Here is a 26,656-nt window from a genome sequence, read left to right as displayed (position 1 = left end):
GTCTCAACCTGTTGATAATAAGCCTGCTTTTGCCCCGGTAATAATAGCGGTCCCCATACCCGTTCTATCATATATATAATTATATCCTGATAGTACGGCTCCTGAAGCAAAAAGATTCTTGTATATAATCTTTTCATACTCGTCAATAGGTCTGAAATCATCATCAACCTTTACGCCCATTGAGAACAGTATCTGTTCGTCGTAGGGATCATCGGTAAGATACTTTAACGGGAAAGGCTCTGTTACACGCATGGCATCTATAAAAACAGGCAATCCAAAAATACTCTCTTCCCACATGGAAGTCTTTTTTATACCCTGAGTTACAAATTTACCTGTTGAAAGCACAAAACTATTTGCCGATACTGAGGTTTTCGTTCCATCTTTTAAGAGTAAGTCTAACCGTTTTACCGTATCACCTGTTCCATTAAAAAAGGCATCACCCTCTAAAAGAGTGATTCCGAATCGTTTTAAGAGTTTATCAAGCGCATACTGAAGTCTTAGTCCTGGTGCTGACGGCAGAACCGAGAGAAACTCCGATATCGTATCACCAAACGCATCACGAAACAGCTTTAGTATCTGTTTATGGTTCTCAATACCCATTATTGGCGGAACAAAGATATAATCAAATCCTGTTGGAGAGACTTTTCCCCGCATATCCGATATTACCTTTTTTGCATTATCCAAATTATCCATCTCTCTTGCAAGCGCGATAAAATCATGCCCGTCCCACATTATGCCGAGAGCTTTTAAATCAATATTAATATAATTGATATCTTTAAATGATAACAGACCATACCTTGAAAGTGTATCCTTTAAAAACTCAAACCTTATCTTGCTATGTATGGACGTTGATTCAAAACCGATAAACAGTATTTTCCTGCCCATTAATTTAATAAGATTGCCCGATGACATTGATGATTGGCTGAATGATGTGATCTTGAATGTGCCATGCTGCACAGGCAAAACCATATTGTTGTCCCATGAGCCGTTGTACTCAACACCATTTTCATTCAGCATACTGCATAACTCCATTATGACGTTTTTTATGAGTGTCATAAAGCCATTGAAAGGATCGGGGAGAAACTCTTTTGCAATGAGTGAATAAGGGTGGTGCGGCTTATTGTTTAAAATACCTTCTATCTCGGAAGGCAGATTCATCGAGTTCTTAAACGGCCTTCCCCTTTTACTGATCGCACCTGCGATATCAAATGCGCCTGAAGAAAGGGCTGTTGCACCGTAACCTTTTCTTATAATCGCAACCTTCTTTGTTTTTGCGGCATTAATGCCGGCCATTACTCCTGAGATACCGCTACCAATAACAACAATATCATAGTCCATATCTTTCAGCATTATACCATATTTTATTTATTGTCCAGCGATATGGAATAAAAATGTTTCATACCACAAACTGATTAGCGACACAGTATTCCCATTTTCAGTAATTGATTACAAGAGAAGAAAATAAGGTCGCGTATACACATTGCACAATTGTCAAGAATGCAGCCCCGGCCCCGATATCTTCTAGAGTTTGCACATACATGAAGGAGCACTGTATTTGTAAATATGTGTATTTTTAGATTTGTAAATCTTTTGTGCCATTTTGAGAGAATCAATCGATTCTGGATAAATATGAGAGAGTAATGATCAAACAGATCAGCCTTTAATAAGCCTCTTTTTAAAAAAATTAACAGCCTCACTAAGTTCTCTCACCTTTAACATGTATGATACTATTATATAAATACCTATTCCTATAGTTATAGCAAGCAGCAGCATCAATGCTAATCTTAGAGTGCCATAATGTACGTGCATAAGTATGATTCCTTTAAATCCGGCAAATAAAATAATCGCCATCAAAGAAGCTGCAAATATGTTTTTCATGAATGTCGATAACAGCCCTGTAAGCCCCAGCCTGCCGATTTTTTTTCTTAAAGCATAAAAAAGATAAAAAACATTAAAATATGAAGATATGCTAGTTGCCAATGCCAGACCATTGTATGCCATGCTATTCATAAGCCATACGCTCAAAAGCAGATTTATTATCATGGTAAAGAGGGCAATCAAAACAGGGGTTTTGGCATCTTTCATGGCATAGAAAGATTGGGTTATAACTCTTGAGAATGCAACAGACCACAAACCAAACGCATAAAACATAAGTGCAGAAGCCGTTGCCATTGTATCCTGTACTGTAAAAGAACCTCTATGGAAAAGTACCATTATTATCGGCTTCGACAGTATAACCAGCCCTATAGTTGCAGGGATCGTAATAAACGATAAAAGTCTGAGAGAAAAAGATAACGAATCCTTTAGCTTTACTATCCCTTCCGTCACATTATCCCTTGCTATGGTAGGAAGTACTGCTATAGCTATAGAAACGGCAAATATACCCTGAGGAAATTCGAATAGCCGTGATGCATAATACAGATAGGATATACTGCCTGTTTTGAGAAACGAGGCAAGCACATTACTTACAAATACATTCAACTGATAAACAGCAGCACCAAATGCCATCGGAAGAAAAAGGAACAAAGACTCCTTTAAAGCAGGATGCGTATAATCAAAATTCAAAGAAAAGAGGAACCCTTTCTTGTGAAGGAGGATGAACTGCGGGATCAGTTGGATAATGGCGCCAACAACTACACCTATAGCTACAATCTCTATTGGATGTTTCCAATGAGTTGCAACGAGAATGAATGTTATTAAAACAACGTTAAGGATTATAGGAGATAATGCCGGTATAAAAAAGCGTTTTAACGAGTTCAAAATACCCATGCTCAAGGCAGCTATACTGATAAAGAGTATGAATGGAAACATGATCCTGTTTAACATCACAGTTAATTTAAACTTTACTGGATTTAACTCAAAACCCGGAGCAAACAAATAAATGAGCTCTTTAGAAAACACTATGCCGAGCATTGATATGACAACAAGCGTAATCAGAAGGTATGTAAATGTTATATCTGAGATCTTTTTAGATTCTTGAGCCCCATATCTTGCGTGATACGATGTAAATACAGGTATAAATGAGCTGCTCATTGCACCTTCTGCAACGAGCCTGCGCAAAAGGTTTGGTATCCTGAACGCAACAAAATAGGCATCCGCGGATGTGTAAGCACCAAAAAAATATGCGAATGTAATATCCCTTATAAGTCCGAGTATTCTACTTATCAGGGTTGTAATACCTACTACTCCGGCACCTTTAACTATGTCCGATTTACTGCTCATTGGGTTATTGTACAATCCTGTCTAAGTCCTTTGAAAATTCCACTAATATCATCGGATCTGTTAAATCTTTATCAAGTATCAGATACAAAGGCAGATATAAAAGTTTACTCGATTTTATCTTTGTTTTTAAGTATTGTATCAGCCTTTCATCCTCCATAGCCCTTTTTTCCATGTTAAGTGTTCCTTCAAGTAAGAGCCTTAGCTGATCATCAATGTTAAGCTTGTTTTTAAGCTGTTCTGTATTAGTCCTCACAGTATCATCATAGTAGAAATAGGGATGAACTTTGTTTATTATAAAGCCATGAAAATTTATATCGAAATCTTTCATTATACTGTAAAAATAAACGGATTCATCAATTGCATCCAGGGTTGGTATTGTAACCATATAAAAATTCACTTTTTTGGATGAAAGCAAAGTCTTTACATCCTTTGCACGGGATTTGAAACCGTCATAAAGATCCTCAAACTCTGTAAAAAAATCCGTGAGCTCCTGAACAATCTCAAGCCCTACATAGTTGTTCAATATCTTTATCATTTTTTCAGGTGCCTTGTTAAGCATATTCAATCCAAAAGAACTCAAAAGAGTAGACGGCTTTATAAGCCATTTTAAAACCCCTGAACTTATTAGCTGTATAAGCCTGTTTGGTGCTGTAAGAAAGTTTATCGCATGCCGTGCTGGAGGTGTATCAACCACTATCAGGTCATAGTCATACTCATTTTCTATTTCGTAAAGCTTTTCCATAGCCATATAATCCTCAGAACCGGCAAGCTCACCTGAAACATATTGATAATATGGGTTATTCAGTATCGTATTTGCCTTATCCGCAGATCTGGCATATCTCTTTATAAGATTATTGAATGTTGCCTTTGTCTCAAGCATCATTGCATCGATCCTGCCGCTTATCTTGCCTGTACCCGATCTTCTAATGATATCCGTTATATCGGTCGGCGTGTTTTTAAGTTCTTTCATACCCATTGATTGTGCAAGCCTTTTTGCCGGATCTATTGTCATAACAAGGGCTCTTTTGCCTTTTATGGCAGCACGCACGCCTACTGCCGATGATACTGTTGTTTTACCAACTCCGCCTGTTCCGACACAAACTATCACATCCGTTTGCTGTTTCAATCATCACCTCTTTTACTCACAATGTAGTTCTTATTTTTTTTCAAACGCATTATCCATGCTAAGATAATCAAAAAGTGATTCTGCAATCTTAAGCTTACCCGAATCCGTATCTGTTAAAGGAAGGCTAACTGTAGCTATATCATGCAGATCCTCTTTCAATTCTTTTATATTAGCATACTCTATGCTTATACTTTTCAAAAGTTTTTCAAGTGCGTTTGATATAGAGACTTTGTCAGCCTTATTATCTATAATATCATCAAGCCTTTGTTTGTAATAATTTATATCCATATTTTGTACCATCAATGAGAGTGTGCGATTTATGATAACCATTTTTAGTTCAGTATGCGATAGCTGTTTAATAGCTTGTTTTGCCTCAAGTGCTTCGCTTATAGACATTTTATCCGGGGTTGTTACTATAATGACAGCACACTTGTCTGAAGAAACAAGGCTATTCACCTTTTCAGCCTCTTTTTTAACAGGACCTATTCTGAACATCCTTATTACGGTATCCGGTGTTTTTATAAATGGAATAAACTTACCAAGCTGGGGTGCATCCACTATAATAGGGTCATACAGGTAATCACCGCTGTCATCCCTCTTTCTCTCAAGATCATAAAGCTTGCCAACAAGAACAAGCTCTTTAAGACCAGGGGCCGTATCAGAAAAATATCTGTAAAACTTTGTGTTCATAACAAACCTTGATAATGCATCTATGATCAGTTGCCTCTTCATGTACTCCCGTAAGGCTTCTGCAGATGATATGCGGAAATATAAAAGATTTTTTTCTATCTCTACCTCTCTGTATGTGTCCGCCTTTATGTTAAAGATATGTTCAATACTTTTGTCAGGAGAAAACTCAACAATAAGCGGCTTACGAGCCATCCGGTTAAACATAATACCCATAGAAGATACAATAGTGCTTTTACCAACCCCGCCCTTACCGGTAACAAAAATAATCCTTTTGTGCTGCAGATCGGATATCATATCTTAAAGCTCCTTGATCTCATTAAATATCAGTTTGTAAACAGCAGAAGAATAAAGCATCGTGATATGCCCTTTAAACTGTACTGAAGAGTTCGGATAATCTTTTAAATATCCGGTCTGCGGCGGGACAACCATATTATCGAATATAGACCATATCGCATATAGCGGAGCATGATGTCTGGTTTGTAATGTCTCCAAAAATGCAGCGCCAGGTTTCATCTCGTTAGCATTCATGCCTATACCAAGCGCAGCTGTCCTTGTTCCATTATGTGGTGTAGCAATGGTTATAATTTTCTTAACCCTGCTCATGCCGCGGGGAGATGAGCTGTAATACCTTGCTACTAATCCACCCATACTATGCCCTATTATATAAACCTCCCTTTCACCCGTTTTTTCTGCTATTTCATCTACTTTGTCCGCTAACAGCTCTGATAGGGATTCTATCCGTTTAAAAGGCGGATAAAGGTTTACAGTAAAAACCCTGAACCCGTCCATAAAAAGTCTGATATGAATCAATAAAAAACAAGCCCTGTTCATTGTATAACCGTGTACAAGGATAATAGGGGTTTTATGCTTTGACGTTCTTCGCAACAAAAGGGAATCATAATTAAAAAAGCCTATGACGTAAGCGACAAATACAAACCATGTTATAAACACCTCTTTGATAAATTCAGTCAGAATATCGATACCTCTATCGACATGGTGATCTTGAAAGTTAAGATTATCATAAACCGCTATTATGAACTGTATGCCTACGAAAAAAAACAAAAATACAAAAAGCCATACTAAGATATGAAGCAGTATCATTCTATATCCTCCTTTTTCTCAATACCATGTTTTCTATCGTCTTCGGAACCTTTTGCAATACAATTAATAGTTCACCTATGTCAGGAGAAGCGTATTGATTGCTACCATTGTCTCCGTAAATCATCTGTACCAACCTGCCTTTAAAATGAACAGGCATGATCACAACAGTTTTTGGGGGTTTATCTCCAAGCAATAAAAAGAAGTCATTGTTTAATTCTGTATTCTGAACAGGACCGAGAAAGTATGAACCTGTATCGTTTACAAATTTAAAAGCAGAAGGTTGTTCAAGCGGTATCACAAGCTGTTTTATATTAAATCGTTCAACTCCCTCACCGGCCCCTTCCCATCCAATCGCCGTGCCCTTATATATTATAAACAGGGCAATCCTTTTGAAGATAGTAAGTGCATAACCAAGGACAACACCAGCGATATCATTCCTTGAATCCGCTTTTGACAGCATATCCAAGGCTTCAGTAAGATTCTGCGGTTTTCTGATTTCCATTATTTCTAACTCCATTTCATGAGAAAGCTCTATCAAGGGCTGCTCGAACCGCGATGTTTCCATTTTAAACATTTTCTCGAAATCTGCCTCCGTTGTAAACTCTTCTTTCCCTGATAATGGTCTTAACTCTCTATAGGCATTGTCTTCGACATGCTCTTCGGTCTGTTCAATTATTGTTTTACCGGTATCCGTTTCTTTTTTCTTTGTCCCTGAGATCTCTTCTTGAGTTTGTTGCTGCAACCTATTTGAGTTCAGCTCTTCTCTATCCGTCCTTGAAAGTGTGATGTATCTTATATCTCTTTTTACCCCATAGTATTTTTCAAGGAGATAGAGAAACTTAACCTCATTTATTATGTACGGATTTACATTCAATCCTATATTGAAGGAAAGCTCGTCAAAGATATCAAGTCTGGCTGGGTCCATGGTAATAACATCCAATATCTTTTCCTTGTATCTGACATTGAATGGGATCACTTTGATTTTTTTAGCAACATTTTTCGGGATTAGCTTTATAACACTCGATGCAATATTCAGGAGTGAATCAAATGACACAGCACTGACATGGTGATATTTGGCAAGCTCCCTGACGAGTTCTTCTTCTTTCATAAACCCTGATTCTACAAGATTTGTACCAAGCCTGCCTCCATATATCACCTGATAATTTAACGCTTCTGTTAGCTGCTCTACCGTAATAACCTTTTGCTTTACAAGAAATTCACCAAACATCTTATCCTCTTCTGATTAACTCTTATATTAAAACACAAAACATTTCAGCAAAAGATTGAAATCCCGTCTGTCCAATTTGGATGAATGCGGCGGCTCAGGGTTATGTTTGCATTAATTAATTCTATACTTCATACACCTCAAATGAACAAGCATCTTTGCCTCTTATAACCCACAAACATTATAGATGGCTGCACAAATAACATATTATGTTTTTTGGCTAACCCGGAAATATACTTGTGAAAAAAGAATGCTGCGTGAAAATTATTTCCACAATTCTTTTAAATATGCTTTATGTTTTATAAAGCTTTTCACGATTTCTTCTACAGAATCTTCAGCCTGTTTTGTAGACGAATAGAGGGTTTTGTATACAAAAGATGCAACCTTCCCGAGATAAAGAGGAACCATTGCCTTAAGGATAGATGCTCTGTCCATCCTTTTTACATGAAAAGCATAGGCAAATTCGTATACGACTTCTACCCACAGGTCATCAGGAAACTCTTTTTTATGTATCAATGACATGACCTCTTTGTACAGAGTTTTTGATAATATCAAGCCGAGTATATTATCGATTTCAGGAAGTTCTCCGTCAAACTGCCTCTGCATTCTTTCAACATCCACATTTATAGGTTCCGGAACCGTTTCGTATACAAAACCGTACAATGGTATAGTACTGACATCTTTTGCCGCCGACCACACGTTATTATATGTTTCCATAAGTGCAAACGCCGTACCTATTACCTGTATAAACATATTTACGAGATCCAGTGCCGGGTCTTTAGCTTTGTGTATCTTGGTTCCAAGATAAGACTGGCATACCCTGTATCCACCTGCAATGGCAAGCGTGGATAACCATATGTCTATACCAAACCTTGCAATGTCTGTGTTCCAGACCGGTTGATCCAGATACACTTTATAAAGGTTTTGAGATATACAGAAATCTCCGCCTATAGGTTGACGGAGTGATGTACCGTACAGTGCAGTTGTAAGAGGATAAACAATCATGTTTGTTATAGTCCCGTCGTATTTGTATCTTGAATAGTATGGTGCTACAAAGTCGTATTGATTATATATAACAGGACCAAGCAGGTTTTCTACCCATTCCGGGGATATGCTGCGGAGGTCGGCATCTACAAGCATACATGCCTTTGCCCTGTATTCATGGGCTTTTTCAAGAATAAGTTTTACGGCACTGCCTTTACCTGGAATACCCGTGTATGGGATGGATAGTTTGTGGACCGGGAATAATGGGTGCGTAGTGTAGACAACGTTCGGATTCCTATCTTTAAATGTTTTTACCAAATCTGGGGTTCCATCCGTGGAGCCGCCGTCAGAATTTACTATAATACAGCGGTTTGCAGGGAAATACTTCCCAACTCCGACTGTAACAGCCTCAAGCACGTGTGGAATGGTATCTACATTGTTAAAGCTTGGTATTCCTATAACAATATCAAAATCTCCTTTATCTACAGAAACCATTTGCTGGTTTGATATCTTTTCAACGGCACCCGTTTTTAATGATGCAATAGATGCACGTTCATGTTCCTCAAGTACTATTTTATTGATTTTGCTTACACCGGATGATAACAGAGATTGAAAGTATTCTGTATTAAACTTCTCATAAAATTCCACCTTTTTATCTTCCTGAAGTCTTCTCATAAATGTTTGCAATATACCAAAAGACATCTTGCTTAGGTCTGTCAATCTCTGATTTCTGTGTATACGCATCTCAAGATCAACCTGAGCCATTGCATCCATACCAACAAGATTCAACAACGATATAAGCATGCCTATTTCAACCCCGTATCCTGTTGGGAAAGGGATCTGTTCAAATACGTGTTTAAACCCGGCATACTCACCTGCAAGCGGCTGTATAAAGCCGGCAAGCTCCGGATAGAAGGCATTCAGTAACGGCCTGGCGAGTAACTCAGTAACCCTTCCACCTCCTACAGATTTAAGCTCAATCCCTGATTGTATTGGCCTTATATAAAAACCCTTCGTGAACAGGATATGCTTATTCCTCAGTATCGGACCTATCAAACCATAAACAAACCTTGGATCCATGTTTTTGATATCCGCATCTATCCAGACAACAATGTCACCTTCGAGTACGTATAAGCTTTTGAATAGTGCCTCACCCTTCCCGCTGTACGTACCGAGTAACGGCATAATGTCCCTATGCATATAAACCTTTGCACCGAGTCCTTTTGCAATATCCCTTGTCCCGTCACTTGACGAGCTGTCAATTACAACAATTTCATCTATCAATCTGATATCATCGTAAAGTGCACTCTTTAATACAGAAATAACATTACCTATGGTTGCTTCTTCATTAAGCGCGGGTAAACAAAGGCTGATCTTGAGCCCCCTTTTCTGTTTTAATAGCAAAAGGGATTGAAGATTGGAAAAATCCTGACTATGGAATGTATGCGTTTCAAACCACTGAGTGGGCTGATACTTGGACATATAATTATCTTATGCTCATTCAGTTATTTTGTCTATAAAATAAGAGGTAGTTTTATACAGCCTTACCATACATATTTGCTCAATACTGCTCACCGCATAAACCTCATTATTTTTAAATGCATCGTCAGGATCAACCGCTTTTCCAGGTTAAAACAATGAGAACGTAATCTGATTATCTTTATCGTATTTATTTACATGCTCGGGATTTATGTATGCCTTATATGTTATGCCATAAGATGTTCTTATTGTTTCAGGAACAACAAAAAACTTGAGCAACGGACCTTCCTCCAATATAATATCTGTATATTCGTCATTTACAAGCTCTCCATCTAGTGCATATCCGCATTCTGCATTTATTCTTACATTAGACGGTACTCCATTGAATGTATGAGGGGGTATCTCTTTCCCTGTTGTAAACGCACGAAGATTTTTTATAGCAATCCACGGGTCAACAGCGCTTGCAATAAAGTAAAAATTATTAATGCCCTTTTTTTCGGGCTGGTAAAAAGGCTTAAACCATAATAAAAGCCTCTGGAATACGGCGGCAAACATGAGAAGATACCTTTGCTCCGGGTATCTATTACCGTCGATATAAAGTTCTGCATTGATCTTGCTATAATATTTTTTCGTTCCGGTGTGCCCTATTGCATAACCGCCTATTGTACTTGTTATAAGATTGATAACAGTGGTGAATGTAGGATTTTCCTGCTCTGTGTATAATTTCTGCACCCTGTAAACAAGTCCATTAGTAAAAGTAAATCCATACTTTATTCCGTATTTAGAATCCGTTAGTTTTAACGGTTTTACAGAAAGTGATGATATACTTTCTTCACCTTTATCATAGAGTTCAAGATGTTTTAATAGAATCTTCACGGTATCAATCGGATTCTTCCTTACCCCGATAGCACCCTGGACCGTATTCGATGTCCCGCCTCTTAACGGCAGTATGATCGGCAATGAATCAGCCGGCATCGCATTAATAAGTGCAGTTAAAAGCTGTTGCAATGTCCCGTCACCACCATTCACCATAAGCATGTTTATCCCCTCATCTTTTATTACATGCACTGCCTCGTTAAGCTCATTAAGTGAATACGCATCAATAATCCTGAAATCATCTGGAACAAACTGCAGAAACTTATCTTTATTGTATCTATATTTTCTGTTTTTACCCGAATTCATATTGTTAAAAATACAGCATCTCAATTCCATAAATCCTCCACTTTTTAAGGCTAAAATATTACTTTTAAAAATTCAAGGAATTATTTTATACGGTTAAATATAATTTGTCGGTTTCAATTCAAGCATTGATATAAATTCTTTGTTAAATGAAGGCTCCTGTGCAAGTTCGATATGCTTTATTTTTGATAAAAGTTTTTCAATATCAACCTCGGGCTCGTTTAAAATGAACCTCTTGAGTCCTGAAATTACGCTATCACCTATAAAGTATGTTTTCGATGCGAGGGATAACGGTAGCATACCTATAAGAACCAGATCCTCGGGGTTTAGGTAATTACCGAATGCACCTGCAAGAAAGAGTTTTGACGGTTTTATGCCGGATCTGGTTATAAGCGTTTTTAAACCAGCAGCTATCCCTGATTTTGCAAGCTGCAATGCCCGTATATCCGATTGATAAAGATAAACCTCATTATTGAGCGATCTATAAAGCATAAAAGCCTGCTCTCCATTTTTGTGAACTGATCTGATAGCAAGGTTGTTTGCAATATGCCCTGGGTCGAGAAGCTCACCGGACTCCGTTATGATTTTAGACTTTGTAAGTTCGGATATGATTCTAATAAGGCCTGATCCGGATATACCTTCCGGCTCGGTATTACCTTTTACATCGAGGCTGATTGAGTCATCATTTATAACTATATTCTGTATTGCTCCATCCTGCGCCCTCATTCCATGCTTTATCTGGCCGCCTTCAAATGCAGGACCCGCAGGCGAAGAACTGACATATATATTATCCCTGTTACCAACAACTATCTCTGCATTTGTGCCGATATCAATCAGGGCAACAGGTTCTTCTGAAATGTCCATGTCCGTTGCAAGTATGGAAGCTATTGTATCACCCCCGACAAAACCGGCAATAAGAGGGAAAAGGTATATATCGTCGATTTTGATATCCAGCTTCGTCTTTAGTTCGGTCAACACAAGCATATTTATAAATGCAGGTTTATAAGGTGCCTTTGCAAGCCCTGATAGATCCATTCCAGCGATGATATGTTCCATTGTTGTATTACCCGCTATATAAATTGATCTTATTCTGTCCCTGTCTATACCGATATCTTTTATAAGCTTTTCAATCCCATTTGCAATCGTGTTTACCGTTACATACTTCATTTTTAAAAGAGTAGATCCGTCAAGTCCCGACTTTATTCTTGATATAACATCAGCCCCATAAATTCTCTGAGGGTTCGGCACACTATGTACGGCAATTAGGTTATTGTCCAAAAGGTTTACGAGACTAATGAGTATTGTTGTTGTGCCAAGATCAATTGCAACGGCAATATCGGACGGCGTAATGCTATAGATCGTTCTTAAAGACGGTTTTTCTCCGGTCTTTATTTTTATAGTAATCCCGTCAGGGATAATCCTTTTCCTGCATGCAAGCCTGATGCCGGATTTTATCTCACTCTCTGTAAGAAGCTCCGTTTCGAGATCATCGGGTTGAAGATTTCCATAGACCATAACCTTGCATTTACCGCATTTTCCCATGCCTGCACAGGGTGCATCGGTTATGGTCCCTGACTGCTCTATTACCTCAAGAAGACTGCATGGATTATTTGTGCAGAGGTTGTATTCCTTGTCATTTAACAGTATTCTTGATTTTATGAACATGACTATTTTATCCGTATGTGCATTTCTAACGATAAAACTATCACCAATAGATGTCAATCACAGATTAAGACTTCTATTCCCGATCATTGTTAAAACATCTTGAGAAAATATATATTAATGTTAATTATACTTATATGAAGTATTTAAAATATATATTGATACTAATGATAATACCGCACATAGCAGAGTGCGGATACCATTTCGGAAGAGGCGTTGGAGTTATCCCAAAAGTGGTTTCAAAGCTGTACGTGCCCATATTTACAAATATTACCAACGAGGTTGAGATAGAGGACTATTTTACTGAAGCCATGAGAAAAACCATAGCAGATTCATCAGACTCAGAACTTGTTTCAAAACAGAATGCAGAAGCCATTGTAGAAGGTACTATAACATCTTACAACTCTGTCCCTATTTTTTTCTCAAGTACAGGCACCGCAAGTGTTTATCAGCTGACGGTTGTAGTTAACATAAAACTCGTTCAAAAAATGACCGATAAAACGCTATGGGAGATGAACGGTTTTACAGAGAGTATTGATTTTAATCCTGTAAATGATCCGCTGATAACAAAAGAGCTTGAACATAATGCCGTGCAATCTCTCGCAGTCTCAATGACGCATAGGGCATTTGATGCCATGCATAGTAATTTTTAAAAATATGCCGGATATACATATCATAATAAGTAAAGATAGCTCTTACAATACAGACCTTATCAGGAAGTTAAAAAAAGAGTATACAAAAGATAATGATTCTGTAGAAGTTTTCGACGGTAATGAAGCGAATACGGGACAGATAGATAATGCATTGTTCACATCGTCACTCTTTTCACAAAAAAAAGTGGTTATCATAAACGATTTTGAATCACTCCGGTCTAATACGGTAGATGTACTGAACAGGTTTTCAAACTCTAATATTACCAACTTGTGCCTTATCATGAGTTCTGAAGAGTCCGATGTGTTAAAAGAAAAGCAATTTCAGGAATTACTATCTTCAAAACATATTAAAAGGCATGTACAGATCAATCTAACAACATACGGTTTAATACAAAATCATATAAAACAACATCAGATAAAGATAACAAAAGAGGCAATAGACATGCTTGTTAGCATTCTTGAAATATCTACATGGGGGATAGTGGAGAATGAATTAACAAAACTTGCTACGTATGCAGGGAAAGACGGATTCATAGATGAAAATACCGTAAGTGAGTTGACTTTCAATATCGATAAGGCTGACACGTTCAAGTTTGTTGATGATATAATAAAGATGGATGAGAAATCGGCATTAAGGGATTTAAAAAAAATAAAAGATACGGGCAGTGAGCCTATCATGGTAATAGGTGCAATCGCATGGAAATTCAGACAGCTACTCCAGAACTCTTATGAAGAGAGGTTTGTAAAAGGTCTTAATCTAATCTACAAATATAGTCTTGCACTCAGGGAAGGGAAAATAAGCAATAATCTAATACTTGACAGGCTTGTAATAGAGCTGCTGCATTAGAAATATTAGTTGATCTTTTTCTCTACTCTTCGGATTAAACAAGAAGTGCATGCACGGCATTCATTACATGCTCCGGTTTTATAGAGTTCATACAGAGAAAATGTCCTTCAGGACATTCATTTGGTCCATGAGGAGAGCACGGCCTGCAGTAAAGTTTGCCCGCCTGAACAATAACCGTATTAGGCCTCATAGGCGCAAAACCCTGTTCAGGTATGGTCGGCCCGAATATAGCAATAATGGGGGTATTAACGGCTTGTGCAACCTGCATTGCACCATTGTCATTTGTTATAAGTAATGTTAATCCTGCGATGGTTTTAATAAGATCATGAATATCGGTTTTACCTGTTAAATCTGTGATCTCTGCGTCTACAAGTGATCTTATTCTGTCAGATACCGGTTTATCTTCTTTACTGCCAATCAACACGATGTTAAAATCATTTTTATGAAGCTGCTTTATCACATCTGCGTAACCCTTTCCCAGCCATCTTTTTGTATGCCATACAGAGCCTGGTGCAATACCTATTGTATTAGAAGACCTTTGTATGCCTGTAACATTGATTAAAGGGTATCTCTCACCGGATGATGGTTTTATGTGAAAAGGCTCAAGCAATGCAAATATCCTATCTACCTCGTGCTGAAGTTTATCTCTCTTAACTCTAACATTATAAAATGGTATCAAGGACGGTATAGAATAACCCACTCTATTTTTTGCGCCCGAAAACAATGCGATTGTCCCCGATCTCATGGAACGGTGCGGGGATATGACCGTATCAAAGTTATAAGCTTTTATTTCTTTTATTTTAGCTGCATACGATTTTAAACCGCGCTCTCTTCCATTTTTATCATAGATAATAATTCTATCCGCGACATCCTGATCATTTAAAAGCTCCTCACCCACAGGCGTTGTGAGCAAAAGAATTTCAGCGTTTTTAAAGTGTGATCTTAAAACCCTTAAAAATGGAATTGTTAAGACTATATCACCAAGAAAGGCTGTCTGGATAATAAGTATGAGATGCGGTTCATCATTTTTGTTCATTTAGCTTTATTGCCTCATCAACCAGCATCACGGGTATGTCATCCGCAATAGTGTATTTGAGATTACACCTGCGGCAGATAAGGCCCTTTTCATCTTTTTCAAGTTCAAGATCACCCTTGCACTGTGGACATGCAAGTATATCAAGAAGCTCTTTGCTTATAGCCATCATCATCCTTCCTCAATATTGAGATATATTTGTAAAATAATGAATTAATAACTTTATGTCAAATAATACCAGTTCTTCACCGGCAGTTTATAAAGAATCCTGGTTTGATTCAATCCCTTCCAATCCTTATAGTAGTCCTATCAGACATATTCCCATTAAACTCTTCTGTTTTTCGCCTTTTAAAAACAAGGGGCAGTAACCTGAGGGCAGAAAATAAGGCAGGATAAAAATAAATATCCAATGTAATTATAGATGTAACGGTTCTAATAACAAGAAAAAAGATATGTTCTGACATAAGAAATGGTGAACTGATATTCTTCCAGATAAAAAGCAAACGATTCCTCGCTTTAATGGTTTTGAGTGTAAAACGCTTGAAGGAGGTTTTCATTGTACTGATCTCTTTATGATAAACTACACTTTCCGGTTCGTAAAGCACCTTCCATCCGTTTTTCCATGCCCTCCATGATATGTCCACATCTTCCCAGTAGCCTGGATGGAAAAGTTCATCAAATCCACCAAGAGCAAGAAACATCTGTTTTCTTACTGCGCAGTGCCCACCTACAGCATACAAAGAATATTTGTTGTTCTCCGCTTGATGCCTTAAAGCATGTCTAATATGCGGGAAGCCTAAAGAAAACACCATGCTCTTTCCACCTTCCCGGAAGGTTTTCTCATCGTCTCCCAGAGATCTAAAAGTGACGGCAAATACGGATGAATCATCAAAATTAGGGATAACAGCATCTAAAAAATTATTACTCACTGTCACATCATTGTTGAGTAGAACTGCAATATCTTCCCGAGCCTCATGAACGCCTTTGTTACTTGAGTAAATAAAACCACGGTTTTGTTTATTTTTAATCATTCTAATCTGTGGGAATTGCAATCGCAGAAACTCTTCCGTATCATCACTGGAAGCATCATCAACAACTATTATTTCACGAATAACTTCCGGGTGGCTTTCCCATGCGTGCATTATGGAAGGAAGTGATATTTTCAGTCTTTCCTTCCCGTTCCAGCTCGTTATTACGATGCTTGTCCCCATTGCATATTCTCCGTTAGATGAACTTTTTATAAAAGAGATAGATTTGTTGTGCGATTTTCCGAGAATCGTATTTTTCTTTTGCAAGATCTGCTGCCTTAGCACCTAATTTATTCCGCAGCGTTTCGTCCTCTAAAAGTCTTTTTAATACATTGGCAAGGGCTATCCAATCACCGGAAGGAACGAGTAAACCGGCATCACCCAACACCTCCGGAATTGCACCCGAAGTTGAACCGACAATTGCCTTCCCGCTTGCCATTGCCTCAAGCAAAACCATACCGAATTGCTCTTGCCATTCACTTGTGGGAAAGCTTGGAAGCACAAATATATCGGCAAGATTATAGAGGTGTGGAAGTTCGTGATAAGGTATGTATGGAATAAGAACGATCTTTTCTTCCAGCCCCCATTCCCTGATAAGTTGTGTTATGAGATCCCGTTCTCTGCCTGTTCCCACTATAAACAATTTGACTGGAAAACCCATATCTCCTGATAAAAGGTATCTTGCTGCAAAGAGTAATTGATAAATACCCTTTTCGGGAACAAGTCTTCCAATAAAAAGTATGATCCTTTCTTTATCTTTTATGCGGAATCGATCGGAATATATCGCTTCTCTTTCCAAAGGCTTAAATGCATTCACATCTATTCCATAGTGTATCAGAGTAATTTTATGCTCCGGTACCCCCTCAATCAGAAGTGCCTCTTTGGCACCCTGCGTTACAGCAATAATACCATCGGCGTGTTGAAGTATAAATGATCTCATTTTCTGCCAGCGGGGCTTATTTTTATACAGGAATGGAATATTTTCCCATACCGTGACGATCAACTTGAACCCGTGTTTCCCCTTTAGATATGCGCCTGTGTAGGTCATCCTTGCTTTTAAATCAACGGTATGAAGTATGTTAAGAGTATTGGCCTTCTTCTCTATCTCGTTTGGATAATAAAAAACCTTTTCGAAGTGTGAGCTGAAAGCCCGTTTAATATACTTAACCGGATGAAAAACATTGTACGTGGTCTCTGAAAGTTTATTAAGGTTATATACCGGTAGATCAATACCCGTAATATCAAAACCATTATCATTGGGCATAAACAATACAATATCCATCTTATCCCTTAAGGGAATGTAATTCTGAATTTCCCATGGATTGATATTTTTCTCCCTCAAAATCCCGACACAGGGCATTTTATCCATAAGTGATCTCTTTCATAACAATCTTTATGCTCTTGTGCGTTCCAGCAAAACATTTTCCAACAACTCTGCACTCCTGTACCATTTGAATTCCTGTATACGTTCAAAGCCTGCTATAGAAATCCTTTTTCTTACGCCCTCATTATTTAAGAGCTTCAGTACATTATCTGCCAGAGCTTTAGGGTTATTAGGCGGCGATAATAAAGCAGTCACCCCATCCTCCGCATAGTCTCTATTGCCGCCGCAATCGGTTGATGCTACCGCACACCCGCATGCCATTGCCTCAGCAGAAGGAAATGCAAACCCCTCGCCTATACTACTGCTTATAAAGATCCGTGAACTATTGTATATTTGTACAAGTTCACGATTACTAACCCTATATTCATAATTTATCCATTGTGAGTTCCTCGATGAAGAGCCCGTATTCCCGAATACGACAGCCTTTAAATCAGGATACCGTATTTTGCAGATCTCCATTGCCGCTATACCGTCTTCCGCAGCTTTGTAATAACCCGGCGCATACATCATCGCTAAGTGGTAAGGTCTGTTATCAGTGTTATTTTTTATATGAAATATTTTATGGTTAATACCAAGAGGTATGTAGGTTAGATTTTCCGTACCCGCAATCACAGCAACATTATTAAAAATCCATCGGGAGATTGCTATCTTCTTTAAAGGAAACTTCCACGTTTTTTTCAATTCCTCTTGTGGCCCAAAATAATCGCCAAAATCCATTACCATGTAAAATTTTTTCCCCTTTCTGCCCGGTAACTGCATCACAGATTCAGCGGTTTGCCATGCCGTAGCAAAAACAGCGTCGCCGTCAGGAATAGAACTCGTCGTGATATCGTGGACGCATAGTACCTTAACCTGTCTGCTGAGCGGCTGCCATTTCTTGATCGCATGACGGATTCTAAGTACATCTTTAACGTACGTGGTAAAGCTGCCGAGTGAATGAAATACGGTGGCTGGTTTTGAATGAGCCCAATGGTGCACAATATAGACATCATGCCCCCGTGCTGCCAGATGATTAGCATACTCATAAACAACCCTGAAACCTCCGACGGGTTTCCGTGGAAACCCGGGCAATATAAATGTAACTTTCATAGAGGCTTTCCATCCAAACGGGGATTTCCGTTAGTTATGGGAGTAAAGTACCTTACTGAACGTTCAATAACGCCGAACAAGAACAGGTAATAAAAAAATGGAGAGGTCGCAAACATATTAAACAGAGAGCCGAAAAAGTAAGCACCTACCCCTGCCGTAAGCCCGGTAAGCAAAAACCCGGATTCCTGCGACTTCGGATGGAGGTTTCTCACCCTGAAAATGAGTTTAATAAATGCACCATAGATAAACAACATATAAAGAATACCTATAATGCCCGTATCTATGTATTCACCTAAAAAAGAGATGGATTCGAAAGATGTTTTAACCGGTTGTGAACCATAGTATTGCGACAGAGTTGACCCTGCCCTGAACCCGTGTCCAAGAATGAGGGGTGCATAATGCTTCATATCAATATCGTGTTTTATGATAGCTATGGATGCCTTTAATTTATAGAGGCGGTCGGAACTCAGTATGTTTATTTCATGTAAACTGATATTATGATTTATTATTATTTTCTTTAAAATCACGAATCTTGGATCATGCTTTGCAAACACAGACAGTAGTATGGAAAATAATAGGAGTATACTTAATATACCGGTTATGAGGACAGCGGGTTTTACTTTTATTTTATGCTGCACGGCAAAAAAGAAAAACGCAATACCCCAGAAAACGTCTAACCATGCTGTTCGTTCAAAAGTCAGTACAATAGCTCCAAACATAAAAGCAAAGGCAGTGAACATGAGTATTTTATTTGTGCTTTTTTTTATCGAAAACAAAAAAGCAAGAGATATACACATTGACAGTGATACCAGATTGCCCAGCTCAAAACCGCTGCCCCATAACCCGCTGGCATGTTGTGGCATTAATAGAAAGAATTTTATATATGCAGCTGCGGAAAACAGCATCCCGCCTGTCAGGATAATGAAAGCATACTTTTTCAGCAGTTTTTCATCCGCGGTATCAAGAAGAAGTGCCGGAAAGTAGATCAACGCAAAAACAGCCCTTATTACGGCCTGCATCGCATATTTCGAATGAGTTTCAAACAACATTGTAGGCAGGATCATGCCAATAAAAAACAAGAAAACGGGAATGGTTAATGAGCCTGCAAATCGATGTTTTGGAATGGTGCTGAATCGCAGTAAAAAGATAAGAATGATTAATACGAGCACCGCTTCATACAGAGAAATAGATAGATATATTGCACCAACAAAAAAAAGAAACAGCCATTTGATATCAAATATACTTATCATTTAAAATGATGAAACCTCTTCTATTTTATGTTTACCATGCCATTCCCGTAAAGTTACGCCGACAGGATTCACTCTATAATCAATCAACGCATAATTAAGTCTTGTATGCCTGCCGAGGTTTTCAATATTCATATTTATCATTTCTGTCCATGTGCCCGTGTTGATATATTCTTTGCCTTCTAATTCTATGTGCATTGCTTTATGGCTGTGTCCAAATATAACAACCCTGTAGTTTGTGTGCCTGAGAATGGATATCGCAACTTCTGTCAACGAATTTAATCTTAGAGATTCCATTATGTGTTCAATGTTGATACTAAATTTTTTTCTTCTCTGCGGATCCCTGTGAAACCTGTTTCTAAAATAGAAGAGTACCATCCGAGATACGATCTTGAGTGTATTCACCGTATCGAATAAAAGCCCCCATCTTATATATTTTCTTAATGGTTTAATCTTATCAAGATATGGTATTTTTTTCTTCCTCGGATAAATAAAGGTCATGACAAAATAGCTGCCCCATGGTATATTAAGAACGCGTCTGCCTTCAAAGTCCTTTTCTGAATATTCCTTAACATCAAAGCCATTCAGCATATCGTAATGATTCCCATGTTCTATGTATATACCATCGAAGCTTCTGGAACGCGGATAAAACATAATCCTCTCTGAAATCTCATTTTTTAATAATGCTTCTATCCTATACCACAAAAATCCCTGATCATGATTTCCTATTATAAAGCTGAGCTGATGTTCCGGCTGGTTCATGAATTGTTTAAGCGTTTCAAAAAATACGGCGTGGCCATTGAGGACCCTCTGCAGCATAAGCATGCTGTCGGGTTCCGTGATTGTAACACCGTCAATAAGTATATCAGGCTGAAGAAGATTAACAAAATCGCCGTTGATTATAAGTTCAACATTAAAATCCCTGTACTGCCCTGCGGTGTAATATTCTACGAATTCTGCGAAGCTTCCATCAAACCAGAAATCCTCATACGGATTTTTTATACCGTCATCAAACGTGGGTCCCCTCCCGAGATGTAAATCACTCACAACAAGTTTTATGGCTTTCTTCATTTGACTGTTTTACCGGTTATCTCTTCATAGCATTCAATGCTTGACTCATGTGCAACATCTCCGCCTGCTCCACGGGCAGACGTAGTATCCCCAACAAAATAAAGATTCTCTACTCCATTTAATGCAAAATTGATCCTTTTTTGTCTCAGTTGATTTATATTTAATTCTACGCCATCAACCATATCAAAATGTAAAACGCGTTTAAATATAGCCCTTCTCTTTATTTCAGGGAATACGGACTCTATCTTTTTTTCAAGCCTGTCCTGATATCCTTTTACAACGGCATCATTCTTTATTTTCTCATGCACAATTGGGCAAAACCATGTTAACAAAGATTTATCTTTAGGTGCAACATTTGATGAAAGGCTGGATACAAAACAGCCAAAACTTAAAGGATCTTCAAAATAAATCAATCCATCAATATCACTTATAATACCGTCTAACGCATAATCTATTGATATCCCTGCAGTAGGAACAAGGTTTGACGCATTTTTTAAGCTGTTATCATGAATTAAACCTGTATCAAGTATCTCGTCGATATACTGTGATGGGACATCAATAATAATATTATTTGCCTTTATATTATCATTGCTAAGCCTGACACCCGTTGCCCTGCCATTCTCAATGATTACAGATCTAACCTTGCTGTTTACTCTGATCTCTCCACTCTGTTTTATCTTGTTTGTAATAGGCTCTATTATATCTTTTGCCCAGCCATGTAATGGATATTCTACAGATATGCCTGTTTTTAAAACCTTACTTATATTCTCTGTTAATGCACTGAGCGATGCAACGGCAATATCGGGGCACACAAGCATCGAGCCTGAAACAAGTGAAAAATATCTTTTCAATCCTTTTTGTATATGTTCATTAACCATCCAATCCGATACGGTAAGATTTTCCGTATCCTTATATTTGTTCATTTTTATCTGCAGCATGACGAACAAAGCCTTAAGCCGTTCTGCGATTGTAAACATCTCACTTTTAAAGAAACCTGACGGACTCGTGGGGAATAAAACAAAGTTATTGTTCTGATCAACAAAATATGATTTACCGAGTTGTTTAAATTCAATATTACCGCCGATGCGGTTTATTACCTTTGCGATTGCACTTTTTTTACCAAACCGTACAAGGTGTATTCCATTATCAAGGATAAACCCGTCCTTCTCATGTATAAATGCTCTGCCGCCAACATGCTGTGCCTGCTCAAGCACAAGCACTCTATATCCATCCTGACCAAGCATAGCCCCAAGTTCAAGCCCTGCTATCCCTGCACCAACTATTATAAAATCATACATACAACGCTCCGCTAACTTTTAAAATGCATCCATATTTGATTCCTCAACAAGTTTTTTTGTAACCTTTAATTTTTCCGGAATCCTGCCTTTAACTTTTATAACCGTTATTCTCAATTGTTCGTCCTCGTATACCTCACCTACTGAGGGATAATGCCCGAGCATGCTTGTTACAAACCCTCCGATAGTACTTATCTTTGTATCATCTATGCCAACCCCTATAGCTTCATTGATATCGGCGATCTTCACATTACCGAGAGATATTATTCCATCCAGAATATGCTGTATGGGTTCCTCCTCCATTAGGTCGTATTCATCCCTTATCTCCCCTACCAATTCTTCAAGTATATCTTCCATGGTTACTATACCTGAGATACCTCCGTATTCATCCGTTACGACAGCCATCTGAATGTCCCTTTTTCTGAACTCCTTTATAGCATCGTCCAGCCTCATTGTATCGGGTATAAAAGAAGCAATTCTGAGTATCTGCAATAATGTTTTTCCTTTATTCTTTGCATCAAGCAGGTCTTTTATATGGACAATACCAAGAACATGGTCCATGTCCTTTTCATAGATGGGCATGCGTGAATATCCTGATTCTATCATCCTGTTCAACGAATCATCTAACGGGGTATCCTTTTCTATTGCCGTGACATCAACTCTCGGTATCATGATCTCCTTGACCATCGTATCACTAAATTCTAAAATAGAATAAAGCATCTGTTTTGCGTCAGGCTCTACAACACCTTCTTTTGCACCCGTATCTATAATAGCCCGTATCTCATCCTGTGTAATGATTGATGACTTACCTTTCAGTTTTAAACCAAATATCCTGCCGATCATATTAACTGACAATGTCAGAAATTCTACAAATGGGGAAAGAAGCTTAGAAGTCATGTTTATAACTGGTGCCATAATAAGTGCTATTTTATCGGCATATTCCACAGCAATAGCTTTAGGGAAAAGTTCACCAAGTACAAGGAATAAGTATGAGATAATGATGGTAACGAAAATAATCGTAACGATATGCCATTGAGTTATGTTCAAGAATCCTATATGTAAAAAAAAGTAATCAGCTAACGGTGAGGCGTACCATTCTGATGCAACCGCTGAAGATAGAAAGCCGACTATTGTTACCATTATCTGAATAGTGGAAAATAATCTCTTCGTATCATTTACAAGAAATTGTAAACTATCCTGGATTTTACCTTTGTTTTTTTCCTTTTTAATACCCTTTGCCTTAACAATTATTATCGCTATTTCTGAGGCTGCAAATAAGGCATTTAACAAGATAAAAAACCCGATTAACAATAGTCTTAATATAAATGAGCTTGATACATCCATATAATGATTTTACTCTAATAAAATTATGCTTCTTGTCAAGAACCCCTGCAAATCTTACCCACCCGCGGTTCTATCATTGCAGATAATTAACCCAAAAAATGCATTTAAAAATAGGAAAGTTTTTGTAGTGAACGTGGCGATGAATAAAGAGCCTCAAGTTTGTTCGCGCCTGCGAGAAGGTGAGCGGGCAGAGACGAAAAATCTGCGTCAATATATAATATCGCTGGTGCTCCTGTCTGCATCGCTCTTTGTCGTACGAACCCGGTTAGAAGACCTCACGCTCCAACAAGTGCTTGAAGGATACGAGGAATACGCTCAAAAAGTGCGTTACCGTTTATTGCCGGGGATCTGGTGAAAATCACTTTTGGATCCAGCAGGTAAAGGTTAAACAAAAAACCTTATTTTATAAGCTACGGGAAAGAACTAAAGTTAAAATACTTCTATCCTATAGACTGTACCTGGATTAGATGGCTTTGCATACAGGGTAAAAAGATTGATTCCATTTATATTGCCATTCACAGTAAAATCAGCCCCTGTGATTATACCGCACGCAATCGCACCGCTATCAATTACATTGCAGGGCTGGAGTGATTGACCATACTGGTTTATAAGGTTCATACCATGTTGTGGATTTAACCCTGTACTTGATGATACCAGGGTAAATGATGAACCATCATACATTGTAAAATTCCCATTTGCACCAGGATATACACGCAATGTTTGTGCTGTTATGACATTTGCGAGTGTTGTAACAGTAACCGTTGTTCCTGTTATAAATGTATCAGGGGTATATGTGAGCATAGGGATTATTGAACCAGTTCTAACAAAAATTGGAATAGTATTAAGAGGTGTATTTACAGTCACACTTATACCACCTGCAACTGCGATACTGCCATTGAATGGATACCAATTACCAGCAGGTAGATACACCGAAGCTTCGCTTATATTTTGCGATACAACAGGTGTGACGAGTATCGCATCACCAAACATGTATTCAAATGGATTGTTAAATATCTCCGGGTCATTTGGAAATTGAAGGTATAAGGGCATCATTATAGGCACACCTTTAATATGAGCCTGGTATGCGTTTGAATATATATATGGGAATAACAATGCATGCAATGTTGTGTATGTTTCATAAATGGACAACAACTGTTGATCGTATACAACCCATGGTCTTCTGTCACCAGCACCTCCATACTGCATAATAGGTGAGAATGCTCCGAACTCTATCCATCTTGCCATTACTTCTTCTGTAGGTGTTCCACCCCGATATCCGCCAATATCAGAGCCGTAAAAAGGAAAGCCTACAATACCAAGATTTATGCCTCCAAGTATTGATGACTTCAATCCGCCCACATAGCCGGGTAATGTACCATTTGCTGCTGGTTGGGTAAAGTACATGGTATTTGGAGAAAAGTTGTTATCGAGGTCTCCGGGCCAGATAGCATCAACATAGGATTGTGAGCCTATAGTACCTGTTCGTGCAATTATAAAGAAATTATCAGCTCCATTTGTAGCTTTTGGATAGAATGCAGTTGCAGTCTCATAGAAATCTTTGTGATATAAGAGCTTATATTCAGCATGCATATTGTAAGCCCTGCCATTATTGTAAAACCTGTATATATCAATTGGCGTGCCAGCCAATGAGGGAACAACGTCCTCTCCATAATCCAATTTGAATCCTCTGCTACCCATTTCTAAAGGCTTTTTAATAAGTATCTTATACCATGCATTGGCATTAGGGTTTGTAAAATCAATGATTCCTGCAACCCCCCTACCCCATGGCAACAGAAGCGTAGAACTTGTTGAACCTGTAACAAAATATCCATTTGTCTCACATTGATCAAAGTATGGTGCTGTTGCAGGTTCATTTGACTGAACAGGATCATTTATATGCTCTGTTGCCCAGTTTATAACATAAAAACCTTCACTCTGAAGCTGGGATATTGTTTGGGTAGGTTGACTAAACCTTGTTAGATCATAATCAAATGTATTTTCTCCGGTTTCCCATGGTGCATCTATCCATAATACAGAAACAGGTATGTGCCTTGTCCTTAATTGATAGGCGTCATCAAGTATATCCTGATCACCTGTAGACAACGGATATTCATCTCTCCAAAACATGCTCGCAAATGCCCATGCAGGAGGTAAAGGTGGATAACCTGCTGTTGCAGCATAATCCTCAACAAACTTTACTGGCAGATCACTCTTAGCCTTGAAAAAGTAATGAAGCTCGAGTGACGATGTAATAAAATTGAAACACAGCAGATCAGAGCTTGCAGCACCGACATCAAAAATTCCCTGATCCTTGTTGTTAACAAACAAAGCATAGCCTTTTGTCGATATAAGAAACGGTATCGGAACATGTACCTCATTTGTATCGGTTTCACTGGATGGTAGAATTTCAAGATACATTCTTCTTACTTTACCATAGTTGTCTATGCTATCAAAGTTTTCCCCAAGACCAAGTATGTGTTCTCCCTGGCTTATTCCATAACACCCGCCACCCCACCTTATATTTTGAGGATCAATCGCAAAAATACTTACTGTAAATTGATACGCACTTAAGGTAAAATCTATAGCAAACTTATTACCAATACTGTCACCCACAACCATTTGTATAGTATTACTATTAGCAGTGGTAGAGTAATTGGTGCTTATGTTACTAACAGAGCCATCAAAGCTTGTAAATGTAAAATTAACCCCATTAATAACATTGCCGTTATTTAAGAATATATGATAAGAAAAGTGGTCAGGATTAATAGCTAAGTTATACCCCTGCTCTTTGAATGTAAGAAAATCCGAATGGCTCGATTGACAAGAAACAAGCCAGAGTAACACAAGAAATATCACCAGGCTATACGATTTAGACCTTAACATCAACATCATATACTGTAAAAACCTCTATATTTAGGTCATGGTTTAAAGATTGTTGGAGAAAAACATGGTCACCCATTGAAAATATGTTTACAACTCGTGTTTTGATATAGGTAT

At 38.2% G+C, this 26,656-nt stretch carries 21 protein-coding genes; 2 read left to right on the top strand and 19 right to left on the bottom strand.

From position 1 onward, the window contains the following. Positions 1-3 precede the first annotated feature (3 nt). The 9 genes from M1381_05870 to M1381_05830 form a co-directional block, all read right to left on the bottom strand. On the bottom strand, positions 4-1,338 hold the full coding sequence (locus tag M1381_05870; protein ID MCL4478613.1) for an FAD-binding protein: 1,335 nt from the start codon (positions 1,336-1,338) through the stop codon (positions 4-6). Positions 1,339-1,653: 315 nt separating this feature from the next. Further along, entirely contained in the window at positions 1,654-3,222 is a 1,569-nt protein-coding gene (gene murJ, locus M1381_05865; GenBank protein ID MCL4478612.1) for a murein biosynthesis integral membrane protein MurJ, read from the bottom strand. A 4-nt stretch (positions 3,223-3,226) separates the two neighbouring features. Then, positions 3,227-4,348, bottom strand: a complete 1,122-nt coding sequence (locus M1381_05860; GenBank protein MCL4478611.1) for an AAA family ATPase — start codon at positions 4,346-4,348, stop codon at positions 3,227-3,229. A 30-nt stretch (positions 4,349-4,378) separates the two neighbouring features. Beyond that, positions 4,379-5,332 carry a hypothetical protein gene (locus M1381_05855; GenBank protein ID MCL4478610.1) on the bottom strand — a complete coding sequence of 318 codons (954 nt, stop codon included), beginning with the start codon at positions 5,330-5,332 and terminating at the stop codon, positions 4,379-4,381. 3 nt (positions 5,333-5,335) lie between these two features. Next, positions 5,336-6,139 carry an alpha/beta fold hydrolase gene (locus tag M1381_05850; GenBank protein ID MCL4478609.1) on the bottom strand — a complete coding sequence of 268 codons (804 nt, stop codon included), beginning with the start codon at positions 6,137-6,139 and terminating at the stop codon, positions 5,336-5,338. A 1-nt stretch (position 6,140) separates the two neighbouring features. Beyond that, positions 6,141-7,367 (bottom strand): hypothetical protein, encoded by a 1,227-nt coding sequence (locus M1381_05845; GenBank protein ID MCL4478608.1) that lies wholly within the window; start codon positions 7,365-7,367, stop codon positions 6,141-6,143. A gap of 261 nt (positions 7,368-7,628) precedes the next feature. After that, a complete protein-coding gene (locus M1381_05840; GenBank protein ID MCL4478607.1) occupies positions 7,629-9,830 on the bottom strand; it encodes a glucosyl-3-phosphoglycerate synthase in 2,202 nt (733 codons plus the stop codon). A 147-nt stretch (positions 9,831-9,977) separates the two neighbouring features. Next, positions 9,978-11,039, bottom strand: a complete 1,062-nt coding sequence (locus tag M1381_05835; GenBank protein ID MCL4478606.1) for an acylglycerol kinase family protein — start codon at positions 11,037-11,039, stop codon at positions 9,978-9,980. A gap of 63 nt (positions 11,040-11,102) precedes the next feature. Beyond that, positions 11,103-12,728 (bottom strand): ASKHA domain-containing protein, encoded by a 1,626-nt coding sequence (locus M1381_05830; protein ID MCL4478605.1) that lies wholly within the window; start codon positions 12,726-12,728, stop codon positions 11,103-11,105. A 77-nt stretch (positions 12,729-12,805) separates the two neighbouring features. On the opposite strand from M1381_05830, the gene lptE reads away from it, so the two are divergent. Next, complete coding sequence (lptE, locus tag M1381_05825; GenBank protein MCL4478604.1) at positions 12,806-13,321, top strand: LPS assembly lipoprotein LptE; 516 nt, start codon at positions 12,806-12,808, stop codon at positions 13,319-13,321. A 4-nt stretch (positions 13,322-13,325) separates the two neighbouring features. Next, on the top strand, positions 13,326-14,168 hold the full coding sequence (locus tag M1381_05820) for a hypothetical protein (protein MCL4478603.1): 843 nt from the start codon (positions 13,326-13,328) through the stop codon (positions 14,166-14,168). A 34-nt stretch (positions 14,169-14,202) separates the two neighbouring features. Here the strand turns inward: M1381_05820 and M1381_05815 are convergent, their stop codons facing one another. The 10 genes from M1381_05815 to M1381_05770 form a co-directional block, all read right to left on the bottom strand. After that, on the bottom strand, positions 14,203-15,204 hold the full coding sequence (locus M1381_05815) for a glycosyltransferase family 9 protein (GenBank protein MCL4478602.1): 1,002 nt from the start codon (positions 15,202-15,204) through the stop codon (positions 14,203-14,205). Then, positions 15,191-15,370 carry a Trm112 family protein gene (locus M1381_05810; GenBank protein MCL4478601.1) on the bottom strand — a complete coding sequence of 60 codons (180 nt, stop codon included), beginning with the start codon at positions 15,368-15,370 and terminating at the stop codon, positions 15,191-15,193. Before M1381_05810 ends, M1381_05815 begins: the two co-directional genes overlap by 14 nt. A gap of 109 nt (positions 15,371-15,479) precedes the next feature. Further along, positions 15,480-16,412 (bottom strand): glycosyltransferase family 2 protein, encoded by a 933-nt coding sequence (locus M1381_05805; GenBank protein MCL4478600.1) that lies wholly within the window; start codon positions 16,410-16,412, stop codon positions 15,480-15,482. Between the two features lie 13 nt (positions 16,413-16,425). Beyond that, positions 16,426-17,598, bottom strand: coding sequence for a glycosyltransferase family 4 protein (locus M1381_05800; protein MCL4478599.1), 1,173 nt, complete (start codon positions 17,596-17,598; stop codon positions 16,426-16,428). Positions 17,599-17,622: 24 nt separating this feature from the next. Beyond that, the gene (locus M1381_05795) at positions 17,623-18,702 is read right to left on the bottom strand and encodes a glycosyltransferase family 4 protein (GenBank protein ID MCL4478598.1); all 1,080 of its coding nucleotides are present in this window, start codon (positions 18,700-18,702) and stop codon (positions 17,623-17,625) included. After that, complete coding sequence (locus tag M1381_05790) at positions 18,699-19,952, bottom strand: hypothetical protein (protein MCL4478597.1); 1,254 nt, start codon at positions 19,950-19,952, stop codon at positions 18,699-18,701. Before M1381_05790 ends, M1381_05795 begins: the two co-directional genes overlap by 4 nt. Further along, the gene (locus M1381_05785; protein ID MCL4478596.1) at positions 19,953-21,020 is read right to left on the bottom strand and encodes a metallophosphoesterase; all 1,068 of its coding nucleotides are present in this window, start codon (positions 21,018-21,020) and stop codon (positions 19,953-19,955) included. Next, positions 21,017-22,318: an FAD-dependent oxidoreductase gene (locus M1381_05780; protein MCL4478595.1), complete on the bottom strand. Its 1,302-nt coding sequence runs from the start codon at positions 22,316-22,318 to the stop codon at positions 21,017-21,019. The genes M1381_05785 and M1381_05780 overlap by 4 nt, the downstream gene beginning before the upstream one ends. An 18-nt stretch (positions 22,319-22,336) precedes the next feature. Beyond that, the gene (locus M1381_05775; protein MCL4478594.1) at positions 22,337-23,659 is read right to left on the bottom strand and encodes a hemolysin family protein; all 1,323 of its coding nucleotides are present in this window, start codon (positions 23,657-23,659) and stop codon (positions 22,337-22,339) included. 429 nt (positions 23,660-24,088) lie between these two features. Then, positions 24,089-26,542 carry a hypothetical protein gene (locus M1381_05770; GenBank protein ID MCL4478593.1) on the bottom strand — a complete coding sequence of 818 codons (2,454 nt, stop codon included), beginning with the start codon at positions 26,540-26,542 and terminating at the stop codon, positions 24,089-24,091. Positions 26,543-26,656 lie beyond the last annotated feature (114 nt).

This window comes from Deltaproteobacteria bacterium (assembly GCA_023382265.1).
GTDB lineage: Bacteria > JAMCPX01 > JAMCPX01 > JAMCPX01 > JAMCPX01 > JAMCPX01.
This window is presented reverse-complemented; position numbering and strand designations above follow the sequence as displayed.